Annotated in this window: 13 protein-coding genes and 4 pseudogenes; 14 read left to right on the top strand and 3 right to left on the bottom strand. The window is 64.4% G+C overall.

Annotation, left to right across the window (positions count from 1 at the left end):
• The first annotated feature begins 12 nt into the window (after positions 1-12).
• From G6N59_RS29210 to G6N59_RS29225, 5 genes are read left to right on the top strand one after another with little or no spacing between them, the layout of a single operon-like run.
• A complete protein-coding gene (locus G6N59_RS29210; RefSeq protein WP_235678776.1) occupies positions 13-2,385 on the top strand; it encodes a putative type IV secretion/conjugal transfer ATPase in 2,373 nt (790 codons plus the stop codon).
• Positions 2,340-2,894, top strand: a complete 555-nt coding sequence (locus G6N59_RS31370) for an ATP-binding protein (RefSeq protein ID WP_235678784.1) — start codon at positions 2,340-2,342, stop codon at positions 2,892-2,894. Before G6N59_RS29210 ends, G6N59_RS31370 begins: the two co-directional genes overlap by 46 nt.
• Positions 2,891-4,081: a hypothetical protein gene (locus G6N59_RS29215; RefSeq protein ID WP_163912219.1), complete on the top strand. Its 1,191-nt coding sequence runs from the start codon at positions 2,891-2,893 to the stop codon at positions 4,079-4,081. The genes G6N59_RS31370 and G6N59_RS29215 overlap by 4 nt, the downstream gene beginning before the upstream one ends.
• Position 4,082: 1 nt before the next feature.
• Positions 4,083-5,111, top strand: a complete 1,029-nt coding sequence (locus G6N59_RS29220) for a hypothetical protein (protein ID WP_163912222.1) — start codon at positions 4,083-4,085, stop codon at positions 5,109-5,111.
• Positions 5,108-6,943 carry an AAA family ATPase gene (locus G6N59_RS29225; protein ID WP_163912225.1) on the top strand — a complete coding sequence of 612 codons (1,836 nt, stop codon included), beginning with the start codon at positions 5,108-5,110 and terminating at the stop codon, positions 6,941-6,943. The genes G6N59_RS29220 and G6N59_RS29225 overlap by 4 nt, the downstream gene beginning before the upstream one ends.
• Before the next feature lie 26 nt (positions 6,944-6,969).
• On the opposite strand, the gene G6N59_RS29230 is transcribed toward G6N59_RS29225, so the two are convergent.
• Entirely contained in the window at positions 6,970-7,356 is a 387-nt protein-coding gene (locus G6N59_RS29230; protein ID WP_138233500.1) for a hypothetical protein, read from the bottom strand.
• 12 nt (positions 7,357-7,368) lie between these two features.
• Between G6N59_RS29230 and G6N59_RS29235 the strand changes: the two genes are divergently transcribed.
• The 6 genes and pseudogenes from G6N59_RS29235 (at position 7,369) to G6N59_RS31380 (ending at position 13,058) form a co-directional block, all read left to right on the top strand.
• Positions 7,369-7,674 carry an Imm61 family immunity protein gene (locus G6N59_RS29235; protein ID WP_138233501.1) on the top strand — a complete coding sequence of 102 codons (306 nt, stop codon included), beginning with the start codon at positions 7,369-7,371 and terminating at the stop codon, positions 7,672-7,674.
• Positions 7,675-7,725: 51 nt separating this feature from the next.
• Positions 7,726-9,087 (top strand): tyrosine-type recombinase/integrase, encoded by a 1,362-nt coding sequence (locus tag G6N59_RS29240; protein ID WP_138233502.1) that lies wholly within the window; start codon positions 7,726-7,728, stop codon positions 9,085-9,087.
• A gap of 200 nt (positions 9,088-9,287) precedes the next feature.
• Positions 9,288-10,313: pseudogene (locus tag G6N59_RS29245) on the top strand (tyrosine-type recombinase/integrase).
• A gap of 2 nt (positions 10,314-10,315) precedes the next feature.
• Positions 10,316-10,644 (top strand): annotated as a pseudogene (locus G6N59_RS29250) (helix-turn-helix domain-containing protein).
• 280 nt (positions 10,645-10,924) lie between these two features.
• Positions 10,925-11,275: a hypothetical protein gene (locus G6N59_RS31375; RefSeq protein WP_235678778.1), complete on the top strand. Its 351-nt coding sequence runs from the start codon at positions 10,925-10,927 to the stop codon at positions 11,273-11,275.
• 679 nt (positions 11,276-11,954) lie between these two features.
• The gene (locus G6N59_RS31380; RefSeq protein WP_197907899.1) at positions 11,955-13,058 is read left to right on the top strand and encodes a site-specific integrase; all 1,104 of its coding nucleotides are present in this window, start codon (positions 11,955-11,957) and stop codon (positions 13,056-13,058) included.
• A 3-nt stretch (positions 13,059-13,061) separates the two neighbouring features.
• Here the strand turns inward: G6N59_RS31380 and G6N59_RS29260 are convergent.
• Positions 13,062-14,311: pseudogene (locus G6N59_RS29260) on the bottom strand (MFS transporter).
• Between the two features lie 415 nt (positions 14,312-14,726).
• On the opposite strand from G6N59_RS29260, the gene G6N59_RS29265 reads away from it, so the two are divergent.
• Together G6N59_RS29265 and G6N59_RS29270 are read left to right on the top strand one after the other, a co-directional pair.
• Positions 14,727-15,149 (top strand): MerR family DNA-binding protein, encoded by a 423-nt coding sequence (locus G6N59_RS29265; protein ID WP_163911226.1) that lies wholly within the window; start codon positions 14,727-14,729, stop codon positions 15,147-15,149.
• Positions 15,150-16,060: 911 nt separating this feature from the next.
• Positions 16,061-17,104: a hypothetical protein gene (locus G6N59_RS29270; protein ID WP_163912228.1), complete on the top strand. Its 1,044-nt coding sequence runs from the start codon at positions 16,061-16,063 to the stop codon at positions 17,102-17,104.
• 31 nt (positions 17,105-17,135) lie between these two features.
• Here the strand turns inward: G6N59_RS29270 and G6N59_RS29275 are convergent.
• Positions 17,136-18,370: pseudogene (locus G6N59_RS29275) on the bottom strand (IS256 family transposase).
• A gap of 214 nt (positions 18,371-18,584) precedes the next feature.
• Here G6N59_RS29275 and G6N59_RS29280 point away from each other — a divergent pair.
• Positions 18,585-18,785 (top strand): hypothetical protein, encoded by a 201-nt coding sequence (locus tag G6N59_RS29280; RefSeq protein WP_138230741.1) that lies wholly within the window; start codon positions 18,585-18,587, stop codon positions 18,783-18,785.
• Positions 18,786-18,893: the final 108 nt, after the last annotated feature.

Genomic DNA, 18,893 nt, shown 5'->3' on the forward strand with positions numbered 1-18,893 from the left:
AACAGTGGAACGGTGGCAGCACCGGCCGTCGGTGATACCGCAAAAACGTGGAGCGGTATCCGCGACGTCGACATCGCTGTCGGCGAGGACGGGTCCGGCAGCCGCTGGCCCGGCGGCCCGTACCGTAAACCCGAGCTGATTGCGATCGGCGTCATCGTGGCTCCCACGGTGACTTGGGCACGGGTGAATATGGACTCGGGTTATGCGCTGCCGGTGTTCCTTGGCGGTCTGGCCGCCGCCGTGGTGGCATGTTTTCTTCTGCGTCTGGTGTTGCCGAAATCCCGCCCGTCACTGAGTATTCGGTGGCGATGGTTCAAGAATTCACTGTTTGCTCCGCACCTGGTCAGTACGTCCTACGACGGCGGCTCCAGCCTGAAAGGGGCGCGAACCGACGCCGATCTCGATCCACCGAAGCAGGTCATCGGCAATATCCGGTTCACCGCATCGGGGGTGACCGCCGAATACCTTGTTGAGGGGTTGGCGGTGACGATGCGCTCGCTGGCCACGCACGAGCGGGCAGCCAAGCTGACGCGGCAGATGGGTCGCAATCTGCCCTCGGGCAGCCGACTGTCCGGCATGATCAGCGCCGATGACCAGGACCGGATTTTGCGCAACATGGTGGGCCGGTACTCGCGGGTAGAGCAGTGGGTGTCGTACTGCCGTTTGTGGGTGCCTCGAATTGCCAACCCGCTGGACAAGGAACAGAAAGGCCGCGAATATCTCGGGCCCGTGCGTCGACAGCTGTGGTTGTCGATTCCGGTGGACTCCGGACGCGAAGGCCGCACCGTGGGCGGGCGCTCGCAGAAGGCGTGGGATTGGATCGCCGGTCGCGACCATGACTCCGACCAGTCGGTGGGCCGCTATCAGACGCTCGCCGCCGACATCATCGGGTCACTGCCGGACGAAATCGGCTTCACCCCGGCGACACCGGCACAGATTCGTTGGCAGTATCGCCACCAGGTGGGCCTGGGCGTCGATCACACGCCGATGCCCGGACGAGGTGGCCCGACCACGTTGCAGCAGGCTGATTTTGGGCGTGTGGGACTCGACGAGGGCGCCAACATCGGCCGGCGCGGGTGGTGGCCGACGATGCGTCCGGTGGTGCGGGTCTATGACCCAGCGAACCTGAGCGCACCGCCGAGCTATCAGAGCTTCCTGGTGATCAACCACTTCCCTGAATCCGGGTTGAAGTTCACCGGCGCCGCCTATCTACATGCCCTGGACAACGTGTCCGCCCCGGCGGTCATCGATTGGCTGCAGGACCTGACGGTGCGGACTCCCGAACAAGCCCAGAACCTCAACAAGACCAACGCCAAGAACATCAAAGATCAAGGCGTGCAACGCGGTAACGACGAGGATTCCGGTCGGGAGCTCGCCGGCAAGCTGCGCGGGACACGCGAATACGGCAGGGAGCTGCGCCACAATCCCAGCGAACGCGAGCTCGACGTCGCCGTGGTTATCGCGGTCGGCGCCGACTCACCGCATAACCTGGAACAGGCGGTCAAGAAGATCGGACAGGAACTCGACCAGGTCGGCATCAGCTTCGTGCGGTTCCGTGGATCACAAGCTGAGTTCTGGAAGGCTTGGAATCAGGGCAGCGACCATAACGGCCCAGTTGAGGAATTTCGGGACCCGACGACCGCGCACCGCTGGTCGCGGTTCATGCCGCTGCTGACCGAGCGGGTCGGCAACTCGACGGGCAGCGCGCTGGCAGTCGATCAGAGCACGATGCGCCCCCGCATCATCTTGCACGACCCCGAAGGCGCGGCGGCACGCAACCACAACACCGGCACCGGGGTGGTGGGCGATCCGGGGAGCGGAAAGTCCGCCGCGACAAAGAAATCCGGCGTCGAGAAGGTCAAGCGCGGCGCTCAGATCGTCGCGTTCGATCCCGGTCCGTTGGAGGAGTGGCGCAAGGCTTTCCGCCATGTCCCCGGTGCTGTGGCGTACAACCCGACCAAAGACCGTGTGTGCGTGGACTTTCCGTACGAGGAAGCAGGAGACGTGGCGGCGGACCATCTCTTGCCGATGATCGGTGTACCCAACCACAGTCGCATGCAGGCCGAATTCACGCTGGCCGTGCGCCCGGATCACCGCACGGGCAACGGCATTCATAGCAGTCGCGGGCTGATCGAATACCTGCGGCGCCAACCGAACCCGGACGAAAACGAGCTGCTGATTCGACTGGAGGCGGCCGCCGCGTCCTCGTACACCCGCGCGGTGTTTGACGACAGCCGCGAGCCGTATCGGCCCGGCGGTAACCCGGCGACGATCTGGCTCACCAACGGCTCGGCCTGCCCGACGAGGAAGACATCGCCGACCCTGAGAAGTACCGTCGGCTGCAACTGCGCCAGCTGGCTGGGATGGCCATCTACGGGTTGTTGATCGACCTCGAGCAGCGGTACATGTTCGCCAATCCTCAGCAGTACAGCGAGATGATCTTCGAGGAAGCCAAAGAAATGCTGGCCTACCCGGCAGGGGCGCGCACCGCCCACAAAATCACGTTGCAGGGCCGCAAGCACGCCACCGGCGGGACGTTCATCGTTCAGGACTACCGACACATCGAAAATATGGGCGACAAGTTCCTCACCCAGAAATGGCTGTTCCGCATTTCGGACCCGGAGCTGGCCGAGAAGACGTTGCGGTGGGCCAAGATTGACCCCTCGCTGTATCCCGACCTGATCGAGGCCTACGCCAACGACACGTCCCCCGCCGATAGGCGCGACATTGGCAGCGGCGACATCGAATACGGGCAGGTTCACCCGTCTCGACGCGGCGAAGGCTTCCTCATCGACGAGTTCGGTGAAGCGGCCCGAGTCAAGTTTTTCGGCGCCGCCACCGACGAATTGGCCGAGGACTTCGACAGCACGCCGACGGTGGGACAGGCAGCATGACCATGACCGAGAAGTTCGCGGTGTGGCTGGCGCTTCATCCGCGCGTGCGCCGGCCACTGATGCTGGCGTGCGGCCTGCAGTTCTTGTCGTTGTGGGCGTTGATGGCTGCCCCGCACGCCGTGGCCGAGACCGGTGCGGCGGGGCTGGGCTGGACAGGTTTGCATGACACCTATGGGGTGCCGCTCAAGGACTACTTCCTGTCGGTGGTCAGTACCAGCGAGGCTGCAACCAACAACGGTCAAGGCGTCAGCTTCACCGACCCGAGTACGTGGGTGAAATGGATCGGCTCGGCGATGACAACCGCGACCACCCACGGCGCGATCGCTACGGTGCTCACCACCGAAGCCGCCGCGATGGTGTTCATCGCGGGAGTTGCCTTGTGGTTCCTGCGGTTTACGTTGTCGAGCACGTGGCTGGTCACCATCGCCCAGATCGGTCAGCCGGTCTTCGCGGCGGTCCACAAGTTGGTCGATGACATGTGGCTCGGCCCGATGGCCGTGGTGCTGTGCATCGCGGTCGGCGCCGCGCACTGGGCACGCGGCCGCCATGGCAGTGCTTGGTCGGTGTGGGGCACTGGGGTGGTTATGGCAGTTCTGCTGTTGACCTTGTTCCGCAACCCGGTTGAGGATCTCTATTCCGATCACGGCATCATGGCGATGGGCCGCTCTACCGGCTTCGATCTGGCCCTGATGGCCCGCAACGGGAGCTACGTACCGGGTCAGGGCCTCGACGCCCAGCTCGATCACCTGACCTCGAACATTGTCACTGCCGCGGTGCGCTGGCCCTTGCAGGCCTTGAACTTCGGGACCGTGGTCGACAACCACGGAAACTGCGCCGACGCCTGGTCGACCGCGATTCGCAATGCCAACGGACAAGGCGACGGCCCGGCACACGCTATGGGCCCTGCCGGCGACCAGCAGGGCGGCGTATGTGGATATACGGAGGCTCTGGCACATGCGCAGTTCCTCGGCGCCAACGACATGATGCTGGGTGCCGTATACGTGCTGATGATCACCTTGTTCTCGCTGTTCCTGACGTACGTCGGTGTGACGGTGATGCTGGTGGGCCTCAAGGCCCTGTTTTTCGGCATCATCGTCGGCCCAGCGTTTCTATTCGGTATCGCCGGTTTGGCTCGCGCACGCGTTCGCCAAGCATTGCGGGTGGCAGATCGGTATCCACGCGGTTGAAATGACGGCGTTCACCGCGTATCTGGGCATCGTGACCGGCTGGATCATGTGGCTTCTCACCACCAGCAGCGTCGGATCGCCCGACGCGATGGTGACACCGCGGATGATCATGCTCGGGCTGAGCTCAGTGGTGGTCGCGCTGCTGTTCCACTTCATCGACAAGAAGTTTCATGCTGACGGGCTGGGAACGATCGGGCACTACGTCTCCGGCGCTTACCACGCCACCGCGGGCGCAGCCCGTGGACAGTACGACGATGCGCGCTCGGCGGTGGACCAGGGCCGCAAGGCACACCGCCGGTACCGCGATTGGCGGAACCGCGGCATCGACGACGACTACGACTCGGAGGAAGACGAGGTGCGAGCGAGCGCCGAGGCGGAGAAGTCCGCTCCGGGCTTCGACGTGGTCAAGCCACGGCCCACCGACGGCGGGGCGTCGGGCGGTGCAGCGAAGTCGGGCAAGGCTGCTGACGCGGGCGCGGCGGCCACGGAGGGAGCTGAGGTTGCGGAGGTCGGGACGGTAGCCGCTGAGGGGGCGGCTGCCGTCGTCGCGCCGGAGGTGGTGTTGCCCGCTGCGGCGGCCGTTGAAGCTGCACACCTGGCGCACCGGCACCACGACAAGCGCTCCGGACAGGAACATGCGCCGCACGATGGCGGCCGTCACCACAGCAACGGGGCACGGCCTGAGCCTGGGTACCAATGGCCTGACGCCGAAGCCGCCCCGCCCACCGACGCGGACTATGACTTCCTCAACGAGACCACGGGGCGCGAAGCCGCGTATCCGACGGTCGCGGCTCGCTCGCAGTCTGTGGATACCAACGGGCGTCGTCCGAGCAAGGTGTGGGATCAAGACACTCCGTCATCAGGCGGTGACGGCAGCGGCGGGTACGACGTAGCGGCCACCGGTCAGGAGGCCCCGGGGATCGAACACTTGGCCGGCGGCGGAGCCGACGACGATCCGGCCCTAGAATTTCCTTCAACGCCAGCGCGGCAGGACATAGATCCGACCAATGCGAAAGGCCCTAAGCAGTGAACGCTCGCAACTACTTCGATGACGGTGTCGCTCGCCTGGGCCTGCATTCGGGATCAGCCGACATGGCAGCGGCCCGTGAATCGTTCCGGCAAGCAATCACATCAGAGCCCAAGATGTGCGATGCGTGGATGGGTCTGGCGATGAGCGGCGAGGTGACCGTGGAGACGCTGCGCGGCGCTTACGAGTCCCGCGACTACCTGCACTGGGAGGTACGACGCCTCGGGCTGGGTGAAACCGACCTGGCCCCGACGGTACCCACCGCCGGGTACATCACCATCTACCCCTACACCGGTGCCTTGATTGGTATAGCGCTGGCGGCGCTGCTCACCGTGGAGCGCCAATTCGGTCAGGCCGAGCAGTTGCTCGCCGAGATCGACCTCACGGGCGAGCTGCCTTCCACGGCTCTGCTGCGCGTGTACGTCGGTGCCTGCCTCTACTACGTAGCGCGGCGGTGGGACGACTTGTTGGGTTGGACCGCACAGCCGATCCCCTCAGTTAGGCCGGACATCGTGGGCGCGGCCGCCGCGTTGTTGACGGGTATTGCGCACACCGGGCTCGGCGAATACGGCGAAGCACTCCAACACCTGCAACGCGTTGACACGATCGCCGAGCAGGCCGGCATCGGCGGACCCGATGGCCCCGCGGCGCTGATTTTGTCCGAAGCGGCGTTTCAGCGCGGCATGTGCCAGCGCTCGCTAGGCAAGGAGGACGCCGCTCGCACCGCGTTCGCTCAGGCCACCGCCAACGGTGTGCCGCACAACGAAGCCGTTGCGGCGCTGGCGGACCCGACCTACACCGCCGTGGTCACCACGCGCGAAGTACTCGCGGCGCGCACCAATCGGTGGGACGAAACGTCCGGACCGACGGTGGCCGAGTTCAGTTCCTCGCGACAGCAGGAAGCACGCGCGAAGGCTCTCACCGATGCTGAGGCCGAACTTGACAAGTTCATCGGTCTCGACGAAGTCAAAGACCACGTGCGCGAGCTCAAGGCCGTGCAGATGTTCGACCAAAAAATGGCCGCCAGAGGCGTCCAGATGGGTGAGCGCTCCGCTCTGCACGCGGTCCCGGGCCCGCCCGGTACCGGTAAGACCTCGATTGCCCGCGTTGTGGCAAAGATTTACTTCGGCCTCGGGATTCTCGACTCCCCGGAGGTGATCGAGAAGTCTCGGCCTGATCTAGTCGGCGGCGTGATTGGCGAGACCGAAGCCAAGACTGGAGCAATACTCGCACAGGCCAGGGGCCGTGGGCTTTTCATCGATGAGGCCTACACTCTGTTCATCGCCGATAACGAGCGTGACTTCGGACGCCTCGCAATCGACATCATCATGAAGTTCGCCGAAGATCACCGCCACGACACCGTGATCTTCCTCGCCGGTTACCGAGACAAGCTCGATGGCATGTTCGGCTACAACCCGGGTATGCGGGGACGGTTCCCGAACATGCTCGAATTCCGTTCCAACACAAAGTCTGAGCTGGTGGCCATCGCCGAGACGATGACCGCTCAAAGCCCGTTCAAGCTTTCCGCCAGCAAGCGGATGGCGTTCAATCTTTCCGCCGAAGCGCGGGCGGCATTCGCAAGCACAGCCGAATGGGCCTGCAACTCGACATCGCCGGACCCCGAGGTCCCGGCCATGGTTGATTACATCAACAACGGTCGATTCGCGCGCAACGTCATTGAGGCCGCCATCGTCAAAGCCAAGGTCCGCGTCATGCTCGACGAGGCGATCGACGTCGACACTGCCGGGTTGGACACAGTGCTAACGATTTCCGAGGTGGACATGAAGTCCGCTATCGCGCAAGTTCTGCGCATGTATAACGTTGCCGTGCAGTAATTTTCAGTTGTGTCCCAGAACGCCGCTCAGCCATTGCTGGAGCAGAATATGCACGGGTCGCCGTGTTCGCTTCCGTAGTCGGCGTAGCCGGCGACGGTGCTCACCACGGCGGCTGCGGCGGCTTCATCGAGCATCGGGATGGCCGGGTCAGCGCTGGGCCAGTGAAGGGCGCCGATGCTGGCCACCAGCGGCATGCGGTCATGAGGGCTGGCCGTGATGTCGGCCGCAGCCCTGCCATCGACAAACAGTGTGTACATGTCGTGCTTGGGGAACCCAAAGTTCAGCCGCAGTACCCACCAACACCGGTCTTCGTGCGCAGCGAACGGAAAGTGCTTGTGTCCAGTTGCTCGCCACAGTGGCAGAGCCGCGGTGTCGATCGCCGCACCTGGATTGGGTGCGAAGTTGCTGCCCATGGCGCCGATCCTATGCGCAGATCGATCCTGATGCGGGCGTGCGGCTACGGTGGCGCCGTGGTAAACCCGGCCCCGACACTGTCCCGCACCTGCGCGGGATGGGCCAGCACCGCTGGATTCACCGTCGGCACTCACGAGTGCGCGACCACGCTGCGACCCACGACCGGTCACGGCACCAGTTGGTACCAAATCCGCGACCGCGGGCAAGGCCGGGTCGAGCTGACCGAAATCGACGCAGACGGGGATGAGCATACCGAGCTCTACGCCGCAGGCATCGACATCTTGGAGCGCTTCCTCATCGGTCCGCTGGTTCTATAGCCACTGACTTGTTGTTGCTATGCTCGCTCCACCCTCGGGCTGGGAGCCAACATGCAGACATGGTCGGTGGTTCGCTACGACATCAACGTGCTCGCTCACGGTTGGCCGACGGAGATCACGGGCCCGATTCCTGACATCGGCGACGTGTTGTCGCGTTGGAAAGACGTTGATGGACAGCGCTTTCTCATACGCAGCGACGGGTTTGTCGATGTTCGAGTCAACGCGTTCTTGGCTTCCGCTCGGATGCGAGTGCTTGCGAGTAACACAAACCGTGACTACGCACAGTCGCTGTGTTTGTGGCTGAACTTCTTGCAGACCAGTGGACGCGTGTGGTCTGAAGCGACCGAGGAAGACACAGAGGATTTCGAGTTCTGGAGGCGCACCGACCCGAACAACCTGACTCCTGTTGGCGCTTCGGCTTTTTCGAAGGATATTGCGGCGTGCAAGAAATTCTATTCGTGGGCCGCGGAGCGGTTCGCAGATGTCGTCGACATCTTCCTGTCCGTTGATTCGCCGCCGTCTAAGCGGTCGGCCAGAGTTCGATGGCTCGATCCTGCCGCGGTAGATCGTTGGCGCGATGTTGGGTTGCGTGGCCGGGATCTTCGGGGCCACAGGGACCGATCGTGCCGCACCCGCAATGAGCAGCGCGATGTCGCGTTTTTCGACGGACTGTATGGAACGGGGTTACGGCTGTCGGAATGGGCTTCGGTCACGATCGATGAACTTCCAACACTGGGTGTCGACCGGCCCTTCTATAAGTGTCACTTGGCCGACAAATGTGCCAAGGGTGGCTATGGCCACCCGTATTGGATGCCGCGGCACGTGCTGGCGGGGATTTGTGCGTATGTGGAGGGTTCCAGGGCCCGGGCTGTTCGCGGCGCCCAAGAGAGCGGTCGCTACGCGCAACTGGGCGACGCGATCGTCGTGGGCGTCGCGAAGCGACCAGGAACGGTAAGACTGCCCGACGGTAACGGTGGATTCATCGACCGCGCTTGGAACACGACCGGTCCAGCGTTGCGCCGCAGGCTATTTCGCCGCACGCAAGCTGGTCTGGAGCCATTGTGGTTGTGGCTGAACGAAAATGGTCTCCCGCGCGACGCGCACGGATGGCACCACACGTTCGCTGCAGCGAACGATCGTATCGCCGCACTGGGTGTGGAGAACTTCACCTGCACACCGCATATGCTGCGGCACTCCTTCGCCCTGCGGTGGTTCTCCATTGGGAAACTGGTCTATTCCTCGAGACTCGGTCACCTCTCAGAGGAGGAGGCCCGTGATTTCCGAGTCCAATTCGGTGATACCTGGCACCTGGTGCAGACGATGTTGGGGCACCGGCATGTCGAAACTACCAGGAACGTCTACCTGAACGCTCGGGAATTGCATCTGATGGGCGAGAATCACCTGGTTGCCTGATGGAGTCGGGGTTTTAGGCTAGCGGATATAGGGCATGAAAAGGGCTGCTGGCCAGTCTATTTGCCAAAGTGATCTCGTTTGATGCATGATTCGATCACTGTTCGGTGGCGTTGGGGGTCGGGTTGCGGCAGGTTGATCTGGCTGGGGCAGCACATCTGGAGCTGGTGTCCGGTATCGCACACCTGCGTCCGCAAGATGCGATGGCGGAGGCGATGTTTCGTGGCTGGCGTGCTCAGCAGGCTGCTCGGGGCTTCGTGAGGAGACAGTCACGGCGCGGGAGAAGCTGGTCCGTCGGTTCATGGATTTCGTCAATGACTATCCGTGGCAGTGGACCCCGACGCATATCGACGAGTGGTCGCTCTGGTTGGTCAGCGAAGCACCTGGCACCGTCGACGATCCGCGGCTACCAATGCTCGTTACGGCTGTTCAGCGAGTTTCTGATCGACGGCCGCTACGGGTGGGCGTTGGCATGCGAGGAAGAGTTCGGCACCCATCCGGTGGCGATCTGCCACGAATGGAACACGATCGCGCATTTGAACGACTACGAGGGTCGGCCGGAGGCCAGGCCGTTCACACGTGAGGAGATGCAGCGGTTCCTGGACTACGCCGACGACCAGGTCGATCGTGCGGTGCGGGCGAAACGTAAAGGGGCTGCTTTCCGCGATGCCACCGTCTTCAAGGTGATCTACGGGTGGGGGTTGCGTCGGACCGAGACCGCCAAACTTGACCTGGTGGATTTCGGCCGCAATCCTGCGGCGCCGCAGTTCGGCAGGTTCGGCACGCTCAACGTGCGTTACGGCAAGGCGAAACGGGGACAGCCGCCGCGGCGGCGGAACGTGTTGTCGGTGATGGATTGGGCGGTAGAGGCGGTCGCTGATTATGTCGAGAATGTGCGGCCGAAGTTCGGCTGCCCCGATCATCCGGCGCTGTGGGTGACCGAGCGGGGCGGGCGGATCAAGGCCGCGGAGATCAACGCTCGGTTCGTCTCCTATCGGGATGCGCTGAAGTTGCCGAAAGACCTTGTGCCCCACTCAATCCGTCACTCCTTTGTCACGCACCTCACCGAAGATGGTGTTGACCGGCGGTTCATCCAATCCCAGGTTGGGCACGAATGCGACAGTTCCACGGCCATCTACACCCACGTCAGCTCCGATTTCATGAACACCATGCTGCACAAGGCGCTCGCGCCCGTGCTTGGTCGGACCCCTCCAGCAGACAAGGACTGATGATGCCCGCCAAGCTCGACTACCACTGGCATCTGCGCACGGTCATGGCCGCCGGCGGCATGTTCGCGACCACCGATCTGATCGAGCCGCTGGAGCAGCGCGGCATCACCTTGTCGTCCAGTCAGGTCTACCGGCTCGTGGTCGAGCGACCCGAACGGCTGAGCCTGAAGATCCTGATGGCGCTGCTGGACATCCTCGACTGCACGATGGACGACTTGATCGAGCCGGCCGTCTCGGCCCGAGCGGGCGCCCGCGGAAGAAGGCGGTCGGCGCCGAAGCCGGCCTCGGGGGCTTGCGACCCAAGCGGGCGCGCATTCGCGGCGCCGAGTGACCACCAGCGATCGGTCGGTTTCAGACCCGGTCGGGTTCATCACGGACTTGGTCGCGGCGGTCGATGATCGGCTCACACTCGAGCGGGCCAGGTCCGTCATCACCCGCGTCGCGGGTGGGCGAGCGAAATCGCGGCGCCTGGCAGCGTTTCTTGCCCAGCGCCCAGCGGTGCTGACCGATGGACGCTCTCCGGCGCCGCGGGCGGTCGGTGACCTGCTGATCGCCCTGAGAAGGCCGGCGCAGAGGTTTCGCCGCCGGTCTGCGCCGAGTGCGGCACGCCGATGCGGACCCTCCAGCGTCGTGGTCAGGACTGGTTCTGCGGGGCCTGTAGCGTGCGTCCGGCCCCGTGTGCGGCCTGCGGGCAGCTTCGGCATGTCTCGACCCGGGATCGCGCCGGTGGGGCCCGCTGCGCGCAATGCCCTGACCGCGACGACCGCGATCCGATCTCGGTCATCCACACCGTGGTGGCCCGGCTGGATCCGGCCGTCGACCGCGACCTCGTCGCCAGTGCGGTCAGCAGACTTGCGTCCCGGCCCGCGCATCAACGCAAGGTCGCCTGGGCCTTGGAAGCTGCACCCGAATTACTCACCGGCGCCGGGCATCTCGCCCCATCCGGGCGATCATCCCGCTGATCGATGCCCTGCACGCAGCAGGAGTCGCCGGGATCGTGCGGCCGGCATGCCCGCGCTGCGGTCGCGTCGTGCGGATCGACAAACCTCTTGACGGGCAACGCGTGTGCCGCACCTGCATCGCCCACACCCGCATCGAAGAATGCGCACGCTGCGGCGCGCGCCGCGAACCGGCCACTCGTGACCAGCAGGGCCGACCACTATGTCCAAACTGTTTGGTCACCGACCCTGACAACCTCGAAGACTGCCTCAACTGCGGTCGCCGCCGTCCGGTCAGCCTCCGGACCCCAGACGGGCCGATCTGCAGCACCTGCCCGTCCTTGCCGACCGCTTCCTGCTCGATCTGCGGCGACGAAAAGCCCTGCGGCACATCTCGAATCACCGGCCGACCATGGTGTCCTGCCTGCCAGCGCCGCACCGCCCGATGCAGCTCGTGCGGACGGACCGCCGCAGTGATCTCGGGCACCCTCGCCCAGCCGCACTGCGAGGACTGCACCACCCGCGCCATCTGGCGCGATTGCTAACCTGCAGCGACCCGTCCTATCCGCACCCTGGTCAATGCGTTCGATGCCGAATCAATCAGCGTCTCAACGAGATCATCGGTCCGCCGTCGGCATCGCTTCATCCGGGGCTGCAGGCTTTGCGGCACAACATCGCTACCGCAGAACACCCCATCACCGCCATGCGATGGCTGAAGAAGAAGTCCGTCGCGCCGGTGCTGGCCGATCTCGCTGCCGGGCGCAGGGCGTTGACCCACGAAGCGCTCGACGAGCTGCCCCACAGTCAGCCTCTGGCGCACCTGCGCCATGTCCTCATCGGCGTGGGCGCCCTGCCGCGACGCGATGAGCACATGGTCCGCATCGAGCGGTTCATCGATCAGACCCTGGCTGCGCACGCGAACCTCGAGCAGCGGCAGGCGCTGCACCGCTACACGGTCTGGCACCTGATCCGTCGACTGCGGCAACGCAACAACGGGCACGCCATCACCATCCAGCAGTTCAACTCGGTGCGCCAACGCACCCACGCGGCCATCGCCTTCCTGGACTGGCTCACCGAACACCAGCTCACCCTCGGCAGCTGTCAGCAGGCCGACCTGGATCGCTGGCTCACCGACGCCGCCGCGACACATCGCGGGGCAGCGGGACACTTCATCCGATGGGCGCACAAGAACAAGCTGACCAGCGTCCGCATCGGCGCACACCGCTGGATGGGCCCCACCCGACCGCTCGATGACCAGAACCGCTGGAACATCGCGCGCCGCCTGTTGCACGACGACAGCCTCAAGCCCGATGACCGGCTGGCCGGCCTGCTCGTTCTCCTCTACGCGCAGACACCGGCTGCGATCTGCCGAATGACCATCGTCGATATCGAACTCGACGCTGATCCGGTCCGGCTGCACCTCGGCAGCTCGCCGATACACCTACCCGAGCCGGTTGCCGGCCTGGCCCGATTGAATATGTCAAATCGCAAGGGCCACGCAACCATTGGCGCGCTGACCCCCTCGATCTGGCTCTTTCCGGGCGGCCAACCCGGCCGGCCCATCAGCACCGGCCAGCTGACCCAACGATTGAACCGACTCGGCATCCGTCCCGGCGCCGCCCGCAGCACCGCACTGTTTCAACTCGCCACCGAGATCCCGGCAGCAATCCTGGCCCGCACCCTCGGCATCCATACCGACGTCGCCGTCTCCTGGCAACGCCTCTCCGCCGGCGACTGGACCAACTACGCCGCCGTCATCAGCAGCCGACCACAATCGCTGGCCCGCAACACGGAAACACGGGCATAGTGCCTACATGCGACACACCCCAACAGTGAACATCCCGGGGCTGGTTCTGGTCGCGAAATCGGACGCCGTTTCATCGCGAATCTCGACAATACGTAGGTGTGGGGAAAGTTCGAGTCCGTGAAATATTACGTCACCGCGGGTCTTTGACGGACGGCATGGGGTGTGGTCTCTCACTGGCGAAGAAGTACAGGCCGATGACCGCGGCGAGTGCCGCCCGGTACTGAACGTGGCCAGTGCTGCGGTGAACCCGGTGGTGAGCAGCGCTTGGAACAGGAGGCTTCCGGCGCCGAAGCCGATGAACAGGGTGCAGACGTTGAGGCCCATCGCCTGGCCGCGTTGGGCGGACAGCTGGGTGACGATCCCGGCCAGCAGCGGCTGGGTCAGGTCGTAGCCCAGGGACAGCATGCCGACAGCGAGGGCAGCCAGGATCAGCGGAACAGGGAGTGCGAGGAGCAGGGCGGCAGTGGACGCGACGGCCAGACCGAGGGGGATGAGTCGGGTGCGCCCGTATCGGTCGGCGAGCCGGCCGATGGCAGGACCGAAGAGGAAACCGGGAACGCCGTAGAGCAGCAACGCCAGGCCGATACCGACCAGCGTCAGACCGAATCGCTGGCTGAAATAGACGCCCAGCCAGGTATAGATGCCGGAGTGGATCACCGCGTTGATCAGGACATAGCCGTAGGTGCGGCGGGCACGCTGTTGGCGCAGCAGCGTGAAGTAGCCGCGCGCGATCTGCCCGACGCTTCGACGCTGCAGCGCGGACCCACCCTGCAGCTGCGAGCGCCGAAGCGTAAGTGCCACAAGCACGATCGCGGCGAGCCCGGCCACCCCGAGAAACAGACCCTGCCAGCCGATCAGCGGTTCCAGCAGCGCCCCGGCACTGGAACCGAAGGCCATACCGCCAGCCATCGCGCCGAAAAGCCAGCCCAGCGCATGACCGCGCCGCTCGTAGGGGACACATCACCGATCAGGGCCAGGGAGATCGGCACCACCCCGCTGGCGCCGAGCGCGGTCAGCAGCCGGAACGCGATAAACATGCGGGGGCCATCGGCCAGGGCGGTCAGCGCGGTGAGCACGACGAACCCCGCAGCAGACCCCAGGATCACCCGTTTCCGGCCGATCCGATCCGAGAGCGGACCCCACAACAAGGTCATCGCCCCGTAGGGCACCAGGTAGGCGGGAACAGCGAGCCCAAGCAGATCGGTTGAGCTGCCGAACTCGTGCGCCAGTTGCGGAATGAGCGGCGCCACCATGAACGCCTGAAAGAAAATCAGGAACGTAGCGGCGGCCAAAGTCCGCAACAACCATTCCCGTGACCGCTGCGGTGAAGCCGGGGACGACAACGCGTGCCTCCTCTTTGCTCAGATCGCTGGCAATGCGTGCCGGCGGCAACCGGGGTGAGGTCACTGTCAGGCCCCACCCCGGTGCGTTGGTGCCTAGCTGACTTTCTCCATCGTCTGTCCGCAGCAGCAGGTCGGATTCTGCTGTCCCTGACAGTCCGGCGGGGCACTCTTAGTCACCGTCACCTCGCATCCGCATTCGGGCACCGGGCAGCGATACACCTCACCCTCACGAAATGGCATGATCTACCTCCTTGTCGTGTTGTTCCAGCTAGACGACAGTAAGAGCTGGCCCTCGGGGCCAGGTCAAGTTGATCAGGAGGAAATCATGGCCTCGGACACTCTCACCGCCGGGCAGGCCGCCTCCCGCGCCGGCATCACGCGCAAGGCGCTGCGCTTATACGTGGCGAAAGGCCTCGTGGACGAACCCCCGCGCACCCCGGCCGGCTACCGCCTCTACGGCGCCGACGACGTCGCCGTGCTCACCTTCATCCGTCAGGCCCGCACACTGGGCCTACGCCTGGATGACATCGCCGCCATCCTGGACATCCGCCGTCACGGCTCGGCGCCATGCACCGCGGTTCGCGCGTTCATCGACACGCGCGTTGACGAGATCGATGCCGCGATCGCCGACCTGCGCGCCCTACGCCGCAGTCTCGTCAACACTCGAAATGCCCATCCAGTCGACGGTGCCACCGCGACCGTGCCGGCCACAATATGCCCCATCGTCGAGCACACCACCGAAAGCTGACCACAGGTTCCCCGACCGATCCCACTGACCGTGGGGCGGTTCCCATCCAGCCGACACTGCGGCAATCAAGATGACGTCAATATGGCGATAAGCGATCTTGAAACTCCACCAACACCGCCAGAATTCGCGATCAACTAGCGTCAGAATTCGCGATCAATGCCACGGGCATTCGGACAGTTCTGATATCCGACGTCACCATTAGAACCCTTCCGGGCGCTCGACGTCGAGGTGTTGCTTGCGCAGACCCAGGGCTTACCGGTGGCGGGATTGATGGCCGAACTTTTCGGCGGCCACGCAATGGTCCTCGGAGACCCGGTGGCGCGCAAATGAGTCGGCGTGGTCGCGCCGCTCGGCTTCCCGAACCAGCACACGCAACACCGCGCGGTGTTCTCGCCGACGGAACGACGGTCCGCTGCTTCGAGGACGGCAACAGTCAGCCAAAAGACTTCGACTGTTCACGTTTGCCGGTGAGCCCGGAGCTGCAACGCATGTTTGCCGAGGCGTTCGCCAAACGCACAGGCCCGGGCGGCACTTTACGGTCGATGGCGTCGATCGGCGACGCGTTTCGAGCGATGCACCACTTTGCGCAATATCTTTCGGGTCTACCGCGTCCACCCGTGAGCCGATCGGGCCTGCGTCCGCGCCACATCGACGGCTTCTTGGCCGAGCGTCGCGCTGCGGGTGCCATCTGGAAGCTCACCGAGGAGTCGCGCGGAGTGAAAATGACTCTGCGCCAGCTCGATTCGTGGAATCCGGACATGGTGGCCAAACTCGCCGAGCCCCATCCGCGACCAGTGCGGTCCGGTAAGCGTCACCAGAGCTACAGCCGTACCGAATTCCAGCGGATCGCCGCAGCGGCGCGCGCCGACCTGCGGCGGGCCGCGCAACGCATCCGAGATAATCGTGCGTTGTTGGAGCAGTACCGATTGGGCCAGTTAGATGATCCGACCCGCCGACTCGAATTGCTCGACTATGTGGAACGGCACGCCGACGTGCCACGCCGAGGCGGCGACTTCCCGAGCAAGGCGCAGTTGACTGCCAAGTGGGTGCGCGGTTTCGGAGGGACCCGGGACATCATTCGGTGGGCACATTTGAATCCGCTGGAAGTCAGCGCCGGTGCCGTGTTGTTGGCCGTGCTGACCGGGCAAAATCCGTACGTCATCATGAAATGTCCTGCTACACATCACCGCGCCGACGGCGATGCGGGCGGACCGAAGACCGCCATTGTCGGGATGCGCAAGCCCCGTCGTGGCAGCCGCGCCGACATGGACGTCGCACTTGCCGCCGTTCCAGATTGGATCAGCATCCCCGACGACCCGACCACGCTGTCGCGCCGCGATGAACTGCACACGGCCTTCGGTGTCTACATGTTGTTGTATGAGCTGACCGCATCGACGCGCAGAATCGAAGGCAGTGGCCGGTTGATGGTTGCCTACTGTTCAAATGGCGCCCATGGTAGGGGTATCCGCGCGCATGGATCGGCTGAAGGATGGATACGGCCATGGTCGCGACAACAGGGGCTACTGTGCGATTCTGTCGAGGGCGTACCACCCAAGCCACTCGAGGTGTCGCTAGTTCGACTACGAATGACTTACCTTGAGCTACACCAGAAACCGGTGGCGCACACCGAACAAACCCTCATTGACGACTATCTGGGGCGAAACCGCGGCAACCTGGTTGAATACCGCCGAGTTGTCGCCGATGCCTTGAGCGAACAGGTCGCCAAAGCCCGCGCCTTGCCCGTCATGTCCGCGCTGTCGGCGGCCGAAGTTGCTCAGGCGCACGCCGATCCGACGGCGTTGGCATCGGAATTATCGTTGTCCCACACCGATGTTCGCCGCATGCTCCAGGGCAAGTTGGACACCGTGATGAATGCCTGCATCGACAATCACCACGGACCCTACGGTGACCCGGGCCAGCCGTGCCGCGGTCAAGTCCAGGGACGTGGTGTATGACGTCGTCGTGTGATTCTTCGAGGTAGTTGGGTCAGGCGGGCAGTGCCGCGGGGGTAGCCTCCTGTTCGGTTGGGGTGTCGTTGACGGTGCGTGATTTGCTCAGAACGTCGAGGCCGAGGTAGCGCCGCGACTCGGCCCATTCGTCGTGTTGTTCGGCCAGCACTGCTCCGACGAGACGGATCAGGGCCGCGCGGTCGGGGAAGATGCCCACGACGTCGGTGCGCCGGCGGATCTCCTTGTTGAGTCGTTCCTGGGGATTGTTGCTCCAGATCTGGCGCCAGATCTGCTTGGGGAACGCGGTGAACGCCAGCAGATCCGGCCGCGCCGCTTCGAGGTGATCGGCGACATTGGGCAGCTTGTCGGACAATGCGTCGATGATCCGATCATATTGAGCAGCAACGGATTCAGCGTCAGGTTGGTCGAACACCGAGTGCAGCAGGGTGCGCACCCAGGGCCACGAACTCTTGGGAGTGACGGACATCAGGTTGGTCGTGTAGTGGGTTCTGCAGCGCTGCCACGCCGCTCCGGGCAGGGTGGCCCCGATGGCGGCGACCAGCCCGGCGTGGGCGTCGCTGGTGACCAGTTTGACCCCGGACAGGCCGCGGGCGGTCAACGACCGCCAGAACGTCAACCAGCCCGCCCCGTCCTCAGCGGTCGTGACATCGATTCCCAGGATCTCGCGGTAGCCCTCGGCGTTGACCCCGACGGCGATCAGGGCGTGCACGTTGACCACCCGGCCGGCTTCACGCACCTTGAGCACCAGAGCGTCCGCAGCGACGAACGTATACGGGCCGGCATCGAGCGGCCGGGTCCGGAACGCCTCCACGGCGGCGTCGAGTTCCTGGCCATCACCGACACCTGCGACTTCGACAACGACGTGATGCCCAGGGTCTCGACCAGCTTGTCCATCCGCCGCGTCGAGACACCAAGCAGGTAACACGTCGCCACCACCGTGGTCAGGGCCCGCTCGGCGCGTTTACGGCGCTCCAGCAGCCAGTCCGGGAAGTAGGATCCTTGCCGCAGCTTCGGGATCGCAAGATCCAAAGTCCCTGCACGGGTGTCGAATTGACGGTGTCGGTAGCCGTTGCGGGAATTGGTGCGCTCAGCCGAGCGTTCGCCGTAGCCGGCACCGCATAGGGCGTCGGCTTCGGCGCCCATCAGGGTGTGGATGAACGTGGCCAGCAGCTCGCGCAGCACGTCGGGATGGGCAGTGGTGAGTCGTTCGGCCAGCACAGTGGGCAGATCGATATTGTGGGCAGTGGTCATCGCGTCGATTCCTTTGCTCGAGTGACTTTGGACGGTCTCTCGAAGAATCACGCGATGACCTTCAATCACTCGGCTACGACACGCCGGTACCGCTGATCAGGTCCGACTCGTACACCACCTTGATGGACGCAACCCGTGCCGCGCCTCATTCATGCTGTGCCTCAGTTGTCCATGCGCTCGCGCGTTGCCTCGGCACCTGCCCGTGCAGACCCTGGTGTTCGATCGTCTGGCTGAACGTCGACACCAGATGACCCCGCTGACGTGGACGACGCGTTTTGCCCTCCCACACGCCCAGCTATCCGATCTGCTGTCGAATTATGACGAAGACCAACTCAGCGCAGCGCGCGCCGCCACCACCGATGACCATCGCGAGATCGTGGACCGATTCCTCAACCGGGAGTTGGACATGCGATGACGACACCGCATCGGCGCGCTACGCGCCACCACGACCAGGTTGAATGTCCCGACCCGACCACACCGGTTCTCCTGCGGCGCGTATTACGCCCAGATGCCGACACCGCTG

It is taken from the genome of Mycolicibacterium aubagnense (genome assembly GCF_010730955.1).
Lineage (GTDB): Bacteria > Actinomycetota > Actinomycetes > Mycobacteriales > Mycobacteriaceae > Mycobacterium > Mycobacterium aubagnense.